Consider the following 8,749-nt stretch of genomic DNA (forward strand, 5'->3'; position numbering starts at 1 on the left):
ACTAACGTAAGTTGAAGATACAGTGTGATCCTCGGGTGCGCCGTGGGATTCCAAAGGGCGGTCGGCGGCAGCCGCCCTTTGGTTGCCATCGCCAACGCGATATAACCTTGAATAGAGGTTTTTGAATCCCTTGAAGCCCCACGATAAAACACCAATTTATGAGCGCGATATAAAATCGCACCTACACATTACTTACACCGAAATTTAAAAGCTTCGCTTTTCGCGCGAGCAAGCTCTGCGCCTACAACCCAAAGCGCGAGGCAAACTCCCGCCTACAAGTTAAAGCCCAAGATACACTCCCGCCTACGGCACGAACTACAAGTTCTGCATTACACGTCATACCTTGGCTTTTCTTCCGCTACTAAATCCAGCCCTGTACTTGGTTGCTGATATTTAAAACTAGCTGCTTCTTCAAAACTGCCTTTCGCTACCCATAACTTTGCACTATTTGCCTGTGCAACCTGATACGCCCAATCACTAACCGAAAGCGACTTATCTGAATCACAATTAAAGTAATCACTAAGTTCAGTTGTTAAATGCTGGCTATTAATCACTAAATTTTGTTCTTGCCAGCGTTCGCGGTGAAGTTGCGCAGCTAAAAAGTCACTTTTACTGTTATTACAGGTGCTATGTGCTGCCACAAAGTTATGACCTAAATCATTTGCGTAGCGAGCAAACGGTATAAAGTGATCAACCTCGGTTTTACTGTTCAATGGTTTTTCGCAATAAAAACAATTACCGTGCTGAAGCTCTATCAACACAGGCTTTGCCTTACTCAATGCATTGCGATCAAAGCCGAATAAAAAATCATGTAGTTGGCTTTGTGGGCCAATTAAGGCTTGGTTATGCTTAATACTTTGAATTTTTTGCAGCCATGCATTTTTTGCTAAATAAACAACTAGGTCGTAAAAACGCCTAAAGCAGCCTGCAATACCTTCATTTAAGGTAATGTATGATTGGCCTTTAATATGGGGATACAAGAAACACTCTTCTTTGCCATTTAATTTTTGTAATAGCCAAAGCGGGCCGTCTTTAATGGTTTGTAATGTTGAGCTGCGTATATTTTTCCAACCGTGGCTCTTTTTTAATTGGCTAATTGAATTAATATTATTTAATTTTGCATCATGAAGCGTAGTTATAATTTTGGCTTGTTTATTAGAGTTGGTATTTTGTAAAAGTAGTTGCTCTCTATTATTACCAATTACGCCAAATGGCGATGCTTGGTGCCAATATAAAGTAATAAATTTATCGACTAATTCATCAAATTTTATTTGTAACTGTGCTTGCGGATCGGCGTGATGTTTTTCGATACTAATATCAGCCAGTGCGTGTAAAAGCGCAAACTTATAAGTAGCGCTAAAGTCACCTTCAACTAATAAACGCTGAATATACGCAATAAAGTCGAGCTGTTGCTGCATTGCTCCAATCATAAAACGTGCACTACTTTAATAAGCGCATTTAGCCACACTTCACTTTCGCGCTCTGGTCGCTTGTCAACACTTTGCCATTGTTTAATAGCTTTTAACTGCGTTTGGTTAAGTAAATGCGTTAAAGCATTTTCGTTCAAATCGGTAAATTCACGACCATTATGCACACGCTCCGTATCGCCATATTTAAACGATACATACAAAACACCATTCGGTTTAAGCGCATTTTGTAGGTTTAAAAACACCTGCGGTAACTCAGCTTTTGCTACGTGTAATAAACTAGCGCAGCACCAAATACCGTCGTATTGATTTACACAATTTAGCTCTTGGAATGTTTTAACCTCTACAGGTTGTTGTAAGTAACTGCTTGCCAACTCTGCCAGCTCTGGGCTTGCATCAAACGCACTTACAGTAAAACCCTGCGCTTTGAAAAATGCGGCATCGCGCGCGCTGCCACAACCGGCATCTAAAATACTCCCGTGCTGTGCAACGTGCGGTAAAAACTCAGCATAAAGCGCCGACATATCAACGTTAAGTGTTGAGTCGCTAAAAGCTTTGGCATTTTGGTTGTAATAAGTAAGTGTGGTGTTTGACACGAGACTCACCGCTCCTTGGCTAATCGTTTAACAGCTAAGACACTGTTAATACTACATTCATTATTTGTTTAATCTACAGGAACAAGCGCATTAAATATAGGCTTAATAAGTAGAAATTTTTAAATTAATACGCCGTTATTATTAAGCACTGATGCTGAGTGACACACGCTGTATAAAATATAAAATACAACCACCTTTCTATAAACACCTGCATACCAGGCATTCTCATAATTACGGATGGTTTTTACATCTTTACACAATCCCGCGCCGCTAAAATACAAAAGCTGGTTTATACTGTTGTAATAATAAGCAAAAATAATAACTATGAGGCGCAATGAATAAATTAATTACCGTATTTTTATGTTTGCTGTTTACGGCTCCATTTAATGTATTTGCTTGTGAAAGAACCTTTAGCGTGGCATCGCACGATGCTTTTTGGCCGCCTTATGTAATGGGCATTAACGGTAAGCTGCAAGGCTTGGAGGTTGATGCGCTTAACATTATATTTGCTGACTCCCCTTTTTGTTTTGAAGTTAAGTTACTGCCAAATTCTAAGCGGGCTTTTATTGAGCTTAAATACGGCCGTATTGATTTAGGATGGGCTGCAAGTTATACAGACGAGCGCGCTAAATATGTGCACTTTAGTGATAACTACCGAACTGAGGTTATGCGCTTATACGAAAACAAAAATAATCAGCATAGTGTTAAAAACCTCGAAGACATTTTTAAACAAGGCTTTATTGTTGGCGCTAACTTTGGAAGCTATTACGGCGAGGAGTTTGAGCAATATAAAACTAAATATAAAAAGCAGATTGAATACACCAGTGCAACCAGTAAACGCTTTGAAATGCTTAATAAACAACGTATTGATTTTGCTATTGAAGACGAGTTAGTGGGGGCTTATTTTGGCAAAAAAGGCTCAAATATCAAATTAGTAACCAATATTGAGCATGTAAATAAAGACGATATTTATTTAATGTTTAGCAAACAAACGGTGTCGGTTACTGAGCTTGCGGTAATTAATGAATATATAAACAAAAATAAAACAGCACTTAAAGCGTTGTTTGAACACTAATTTAAGGAGTGTAATGAAAACTTTATTTTTAACATTTACTACACTGCTATTTACTCACTTTAATGCCCTTGCGTGTTCAAAAACATTAGTAATGGGCACTAACGAAACTAATTGGCCGCCTTACCTTGTTAAGCAAGGTGATACATTTTTAGGCACAGAAGTGGATGCTGTAAACGCTATTTTTAAAGATTCAAAATTTTGTATTAAATGGACTTATTTTCCGAGTTTTTCGCGTGTTCAAGCTGAGCTTAAAAATGGCCGAGTAGATATGACCTACGCGGCAAGTTACACAAAAAAACGCGCACAATATGCGCACTTTAGTTTGCCCTACCGCGAAGAAGTTATGCATCTTTATAAACATAAAGACTCGCCTGATGTAACCAGCTTAGCTGATCTTTTTAGTCAAGATTTTACAGCAGGTATTAACCGAGGAAGCTTTTTTGGTGATGAGCTTGAACAACTCAAAACCAAATATTCAAAACAGGTCGTGCTTACTGCTCAAGCAAATAATCGATTTAGCATGTTAGATAAAAAACGAATTGACTATGTTATTGAAGACTCTGCTGTTGCGCAGTACTTTGTAAAAAAACACTCCTCAATTTCGCAGGTAAAAACTATTACACCGATTAACGTTAACAATGTGCATTTTATGCTAAGCAAGGAGTCGCTAACACTTGATGACGTGGCGACTGTTAATCAGTTAATTACCAAAAACGAGGCGGCTATAAAGTCAATTTACCAACCTATGCATTAAAACATAGCTAATAACTTAGCTATTTGGCGCCCCCTCTTTAATATTGCTTGGCATTAGTAATTATTTACATTGTGGCTGTAAGTACATTCAACACTACATACGTTAAAAATAGTGACCTAAAACCGAGAATTGCCGTTATTTTTACTTGGTTATAAATTAGCTGCCTTTTATCTTTCATTCGTTGTGGCTGATCTGTATAATTCGCCAGCTAATTTACCCTATTGTCTGGTTCTTGTTTGTGGCGTTTTGCTGCAGCTTACTCCTGTCAGTACTAATCTAGGATTACCTTTTTTGATCTCCACCGCAAATATTACGATGCAGTTTGGCGCAGAGCCGTTGTTTGAAAACATTTCAGCTAAATTTGGTAACGGTAACCGTTACGGTTTAATTGGCGCTAACGGCTGCGGCAAGTCGACTTTCATGAAAATTTTGAGCGGTGCGCTTGTTCCAAGTGCGGGTAATGTATCTATTACACCAGGGTTAAAAGTAGGTAACCTAAGCCAAGACCAGTTTGCTTTTGAGCAATACAGCGTTGTAGACGCGGTAATTATGGGCGACGTGGAGCTTTGGAAAGTAAAGCAAGAACGCGAACGTATTTACTCGTTACCAGAAATGAGCGAAGAAGACGGTATGAAAGTTGCCGATCTTGAAAGTGTATTTGCTGAAATGGACGGTTACACGGCAGAAAGCCGCGCTGAAGAAATTTTGCTTGAAGCGGGTATCGATAAAGAATTTCATTACGGTTTAATGGCAAACGTTGCCCCAGGTTGGAAACTACGTGTGCTTTTAGCACAGGCGTTATTTGCAAACCCTGACATTTTGCTACTTGATGAGCCTACCAATAACTTGGATATTCATACAATTACGTGGCTTGCTAACGAGCTTAACAAACGTAAATGTACGATGATTATTATTTCGCATGACCGTCACTTTTTAAACTCGGTATGTACACACATGGCCGATATTGATTACGGTGAGCTGCGTATTTACCCTGGTAACTATGAGAAATTTTTAGAAGCTGCGGGCTTACAACGCGAGCAACTTTTAGCTGAAAATGCTAAAAAGAGCGCTGAAATTGACGAGCTACAAGACTTTGTTAACCGTTTTGGTGCTAACGCTTCAAAAGCTAAACAAGCAAGTTCGCGCGCTAAAAAAATGGATAAAATTAAGCTTGATGAAGTTAAATCTTCAAGCCGTATGAGCCCATCGCTTTCGTTTGACGAAGGTAAAAAAATGTATCGTCAGGCGCTTGAAGTTAATAAGCTTGGCCATGGTTTTGATGGCGAAACGTTATTTAGCGGCGGCGACTTTTTACTTGAAGCTGGCGCTAAGCTTGCTGTAATTGGCGAAAATGGTGTGGGTAAAACTACATTTTTACGCTGTTTAGTAGACGAGCTTAAAAGTAATGAAGGCGAAATTAAATGGTCTGAAAATGCGAGCTTTGGTTATTGCCCGCAAGACAGCACTAAAGATTTTGATAACGATTTAACGTTGTTTGATTGGATGTCGCAATGGCGTACAGCTAAGCACAACGATTTAATGGTTCGTGGCATGTTAGGCCGTTTGTTGTTTACAGCAGACGATTCAAACAAAAAAGCGCGTAACTGTTCTGGTGGTGAAAAAAACCGCCTGTTATTTGGTAAGTTAATGATGCAAGACGTTAACGTGCTTGTTATGGACGAACCAACTAACCACATGGATATGGAAGCCATTGAAGCGCTTAATAATGCGTTAAAAGATTTCCAAGGTACGCTTATTTTTGTAAGCCATGACCGTGAGTTTGTTTCGTCATTAGCTACACGTATCATTGATATTAAAGATAAAAAAGTAATCGACTTCCAAGGTACGTTTGACGAATACCTAGCAAGTTGTGAAGAGAAAAAAGCGTAAACTCTTTCTGATTGCTTATAAAAACGGTGCTAAATTTAGCGTCGTTTTTTTATGTGTGGAATCTGAGTTTAACTATAAAATTAATTAATAAAGGCTTAAATAAATAATTCACTAAGAGGTTAAGAGACGCTACGCTTTTAGAGTCAGTGATAAAATACTCGTTTCTGGCTTGGCTCTCCTCATTTACTCCTCTTTGGCTTCTCCTAGTGCAATAGTTTTTCAAGTAAATAGTTCACTAATGGTGATATAAGACGCAGCGCTTTTAAAGTAAGTGATAAAATAAAAAAACACTGTTTTTTGACTTAATTTTTCTTAGTTACTGCAGCATCGCTTTCTCTTATGCAATTAATGACTCTTATCGCAGAGCTGATTATTCACATTATTTTATTGGTAAATTCTGCATACCTCACTGCTTTAAATCTAGTCATATTCTCCTGTAAGTCTTTGTCACTTAATGCTAATGTTGATGGAGTGAATTATTTAAAACTTTAATAGCTAAACCAAGAGGTAACTATGTCTAATTGGGTTGAAGCAACAGTAAAAAATGTCACGTGGTGGAGCGAAACACTCTTTAGCTTAACCGTTAATGCAAACGTAGAGCCGTTTAAAGCTGGGCAATTTACAAAGCTTTCAATAATGGATGGCGACAAACGTATTGCTCGGGCTTATTCATATGTGAATGCCCCTGAAAACCCCGATCTCGAATTTTATCTTATTAACGTAATTGACGGTTTGCTCTCTCCTCGTTTAGCTACCTTACAACCTGGCGACACCGTATTAATAGAACAACACGCAACCGGCTTTTTTACCCTTGATGAAATACCACAAAGTGATCAGCTTTGGATGTTGGGGACTGGCACTGCCATAGGGCCTTTTTTATCGATATTACAACAGCCCGATGTATGGAAAAAATACAAAACTTTAAATTTAGTGCATGGCGTACGTTTTAATAACGACTTAAGCTATCAGGCACTTATTAACGAGCTATTAAGAGTGTACCCAGCACAACTTAACTATATTCCGGTTGTAAGTAGAGAGGAGCCATTACAAGGCTTAAGTGGGCGAATTACTAACGCAATTGAGAGCAACTGCTTGTTTGAATATGTAAAGTTAGACCCAAAGCCCAGTAACGCACAATTTATGATTTGCGGAAATCCACAAATGGTAAAAGACACAACCGCGCTACTTCTCGATAAAAACTTTACGCGTAACCGCCGTAAAAACCCCGGCAATATCACGGTAGAGCAGTACTGGTAGGCTTCAGTGGTGGTATTAACTACCCGATAACGTTAAAATTTGCTATGTTGCACCCTTATACTAATTTTATCAAAAATATGATCATTCTATTGTATTAAATAACTCACTAACTGCGTTAAAGGTTATTCATATAGAACAACTATATGTCACAATTTTCGCGTTGTTATTGCGCTATTTTTTAACGCTATAATAGATCGCCTATTTAATGTAATTGGTATTACACGTATTTAGTGTTCATTTTAGGAAAGTTATGAAACCGTTATCTATTATTTTAGCCTCATTAGTCACTACCGTTGCGCTAATTACTTATGCCGCAGAGCAAAGCGAGTCTGAGCAAAAAGAGCCGCAAGTTGAAGCTCAAACAAGCGTTGAAAAGCCAAAAGTTGAAAATGAGCAATCAGTAACTCAAACCAACACTGACGACAAAGTAAATACGCTTGAATACAAAGCGCCAGAGCTTAAAAAGCCAACAATTGATGCGACTAAACCAGACGATTCAAAAGTATTAGGTAACGAGCAAATTAAACCTGCTGAAAAGCCTAAAAATAAAATAGAAAAAGCAGTGGCTGTAGCCGAAGCTGAAAAAGCAGTAACGCAAGCAAAAGAAGCACTTACAGTTAAGCAGCAAACTAAAGCTAAACAATCGCGCGAATCACTTGCTGTGGTAGAGCAGCTAGTTAAAGCATATAACGCACGTAACATTGAAGAGTTTCTTCGTGTATATGCCGAAGATGTTGAGTTTTATATTTTCCCTAATGAGCTATTATTTAAAGGTAAAGAAAAACTAATAGAACGTTACGGGCTAATGTTTAAAAAGTTAAAGTGTATTCACTCATCACCAATTAAGCGCATAGTGCACGGTGATATAGTGATTGATCACGAACTTTCAGAAACTTGTTCAACTGACGAAAACGTAGTTGATAAACGCTCAGAACTTATTTCGAGTTATCAAATTAAAGATGGGAAAATAGTACGCGTACTGTTTTTTAGATAAAGGCTTTAAATGCAAATAAATGACGACAAAAAAATTCGCTTAATGTATCGCATTGAGCCAGGTTGCCTTGGACCTAAGGGTGCTGAGCATATTGAAGATTTTTGTCGTTTTGCCAACAAGCATATTAAATCCCCCTTTTATGGCCAATTTGTATTTTTACCACGTTACGATAAAACCATAGACGAGCGACAATACAGCGTTAACAGCCGTAATTTATCACTTGCTCAGGCTCGGGCTTACTTAAAGCACTTTGATATTAATATTGAAGAATTTGAAGAACAACTCGACGAGCTCCTCACAAAAGCGATTGATTTATACTTTAAGCGATAGCGTTTAATTGCTGTAGCTTAGGTATTGCCTCCCCTCAAACGTACATTTTTATTTATTTTAATTATTATTAAAAATATAAGTAATTTCTTTCACAAAGATAAGGTAATCAGTAATAACTGAGAAAAACCAGATCAGCCAATATGTATCACTACTCTAAAAGCGCAGCGCCTCTTAACCTCTTTGTGAATAATTAGCTCTTTAAAAGCTTTTATTTGCACAATGAGAAGTAAAAGAGGAGTAAATGAGAAAAGCCAAAACCAGTATTTTTATGTTTTATCACTACTCTAAAAGCGCAGTGCCACTTAACCTCTTTGTGAATAATTAGCTCTTTAAAAGCTTTTATTTGCACAATGAGAAGTAAAAGAGGAGTAAATGAGAAAAGCCAAAACCAGTATTTTTATGTTTTATCACTACTCTAAAAGCGCA

8 protein-coding genes are annotated in these 8,749 nt (G+C 38.0%); 6 read left to right on the forward strand and 2 right to left on the reverse strand.

Features of this window, described 5'->3' with window-relative positions; translation table 11 throughout:
• Positions 1-329: 329 nt before the first annotated feature.
• Together H5090_RS05890 and H5090_RS05895 are read right to left on the reverse strand one after the other, a co-directional pair.
• Entirely contained in the window at positions 330-1,430 is a 1,101-nt protein-coding gene (locus H5090_RS05890; protein WP_182695265.1) for an HNH endonuclease, read from the reverse strand.
• The gene (locus H5090_RS05895) at positions 1,427-2,023 is read right to left on the reverse strand and encodes a bifunctional 2-polyprenyl-6-hydroxyphenol methylase/3-demethylubiquinol 3-O-methyltransferase UbiG (protein WP_182695266.1); all 597 of its coding nucleotides are present in this window, start codon (positions 2,021-2,023) and stop codon (positions 1,427-1,429) included. Before H5090_RS05895 ends, H5090_RS05890 begins: the two co-directional genes overlap by 4 nt.
• A gap of 334 nt (positions 2,024-2,357) precedes the next feature.
• On the opposite strand from H5090_RS05895, the gene H5090_RS05900 reads away from it, so the two are divergent.
• The 6 genes from H5090_RS05900 to H5090_RS05925 all read left to right on the forward strand — a co-directional run bounded on the left by H5090_RS05900 (position 2,358) and on the right by H5090_RS05925 (position 8,323).
• On the forward strand, positions 2,358-3,098 hold the full coding sequence (locus tag H5090_RS05900; protein WP_182695267.1) for an ABC transporter substrate-binding protein: 741 nt from the start codon (positions 2,358-2,360) through the stop codon (positions 3,096-3,098).
• 13 nt (positions 3,099-3,111) lie between these two features.
• Positions 3,112-3,852 (forward strand): ABC transporter substrate-binding protein, encoded by a 741-nt coding sequence (locus H5090_RS05905; RefSeq protein WP_182695268.1) that lies wholly within the window; start codon positions 3,112-3,114, stop codon positions 3,850-3,852.
• Positions 3,853-4,143: 291 nt separating this feature from the next.
• A complete protein-coding gene (locus H5090_RS05910) occupies positions 4,144-5,742 on the forward strand; it encodes an ABC-F family ATPase (RefSeq protein ID WP_076914907.1) in 1,599 nt (532 codons plus the stop codon).
• Positions 5,743-6,255: 513 nt separating this feature from the next.
• On the forward strand, positions 6,256-6,999 hold the full coding sequence (locus tag H5090_RS05915; protein ID WP_182695269.1) for a ferredoxin--NADP reductase: 744 nt from the start codon (positions 6,256-6,258) through the stop codon (positions 6,997-6,999).
• Between the two features lie 250 nt (positions 7,000-7,249).
• Positions 7,250-7,993, forward strand: coding sequence for a nuclear transport factor 2 family protein (locus H5090_RS05920; protein ID WP_182695270.1), 744 nt, complete (start codon positions 7,250-7,252; stop codon positions 7,991-7,993).
• A gap of 9 nt (positions 7,994-8,002) precedes the next feature.
• On the forward strand, positions 8,003-8,323 hold the full coding sequence (locus tag H5090_RS05925) for a hypothetical protein (protein ID WP_002962108.1): 321 nt from the start codon (positions 8,003-8,005) through the stop codon (positions 8,321-8,323).
• Positions 8,324-8,749: the final 426 nt, after the last annotated feature.

Origin of the sequence: Pseudoalteromonas sp. SR43-5, from assembly GCF_014163835.1 — a bacterium.
In the GTDB taxonomy this organism is placed as follows: domain Bacteria; phylum Pseudomonadota; class Gammaproteobacteria; order Enterobacterales; family Alteromonadaceae; genus Pseudoalteromonas; species Pseudoalteromonas distincta.